Raw genomic sequence first — 1499 nt, 5'->3', positions numbered from 1 at the left:
GTTTGTTCCATCGGTAGTCCATGCAACAAAAACAAATCCTGTTTTCGTTGGTGCGGGCGAAGGAACGGTTGCCGTTTTGCCCTCCTCCACTTTCTGGTTTGCAGGAACGGGCGTACCGCCGTCGGCATCGAACGTTACGGTGTAGTACGTTCTCGCTTCGTCATCGTCTCCGCAGGAGACAAGGCTCATGATTAAAACACCACAAAGGGTGGCAAATAAAATCTTTTTCATTGTCTTATCCTCATTATTTTGTTTTAAAAATATTTTTCTTTTGACAGCCAACCTATGATATTCGGTTTAACAAATTACTTCTTTACAAATACCCGGCGGGCAACAGAACTTGAATTGCCAAGCAAAGTTTTTATCCCGTTTTTCCAAATCGCGGCACGAGTTTGCGTTTCTTGCGTGTCTGTCTCGTAACCGGCAACATATACATTGTTATCCGATACGGCCACAGAAGCAGCCTTCGCTTTATATCCCAATTTGTTCATTACGTTGTTTTTCCACAATATGGCATAAAAATCATTGCCGCCTTTTCTTGCTTCTCCTGCCACATAAACATCGTTTCCTACGACAAATACCGATTTTGCGATATGATGATCAAAGCCGCCGCTTTGCAACGAAACAACTGTTTTATTTTTCCACAAGACGGCTTTGGACGATCCGGAGTTTTCCTCTCCTGCCACATATACGTCATTACCCGAAACAAATACGGAATAAGCACGAGCATTGGCAGTACCATCAGACAATTCGACAAGTTCGTTATTCTTCCAAAGAACGGCAATGTCTTTTCCTCCTTTGTAACTAAACAGATAGCCTGCAACATAAACATCATTGTTTGAAACGAACACAGAAGTCGCTCTACCATAATAATTCGCTTTGCCCGCCAACTTAATCCTGTCATGATTTTTCCACAGATAAGGTTCGTCCACAATATCTCCTGCAACATACACATCCTGTCCAAATGCGAATACGGAACTGGCACTCGAATAAAGAGGGTAGGATTTGGATTCATCGTTGTCGTAAACCATTGCCGAATAATATTCTCCTTTTCTGCTTCCTACGGTATAGATATTCCTTTCACTTACAAATACCGAGTGGGCATGATTGACTGTATTTTCAACGAATTGCTTAAAGACCTTCCCGTCTTTCCATACGGTGGCAACCAATCCATCGGGCTGTATATAGTCTGTTCCGGCCACATAAACACCTGCTTCCATTTTAGGATTTTGAGGTTTTTCGTCTTTCCACTTTGCATACAGCGTAAAGTTTGCCGTTACGTTGCTTACGTTGTAAGGGAAATTGACCTTGTTGGTAAGACCGGCTTCCTTATACCAACCCTCGAAAGTATGATTGGCTTTCACCGGAGGGGCGGGTTCTGCCAGAGTTCCGCCTTTGAGTACCTGCACGGCGTGGTTGTCTCCTTCGGAAGGCCATGCGCCGCCATTGAGTTCCCACGTCACCTGCCAGTATTCCGCCTGTGCTTCCGGCTGCCATTT

Annotated in this window: 2 protein-coding genes; both read right to left on the bottom strand. The window is 44.4% G+C overall.

Features of this window, described 5'->3' with window-relative positions; genetic code table 11:
• On the bottom strand, positions 1-231 hold a 231-nt coding region (locus tag EII32_RS11230; RefSeq protein WP_148096831.1), incomplete at its 3' end, for an InlB B-repeat-containing protein.
• 74 nt (positions 232-305) lie between these two features.
• Positions 306-1499, bottom strand: a 1194-nt coding sequence (locus EII32_RS11225; protein WP_125235459.1) for an InlB B-repeat-containing protein, incomplete at its 5' end; no start/stop codon positions are given.

Source organism: Prevotella sp. OH937_COT-195, assembly GCF_003932845.1.
Taxonomy (GTDB): domain Bacteria; phylum Bacteroidota; class Bacteroidia; order Bacteroidales; family Bacteroidaceae; genus Prevotella.
This window is presented reverse-complemented; position numbering and strand designations above follow the sequence as displayed.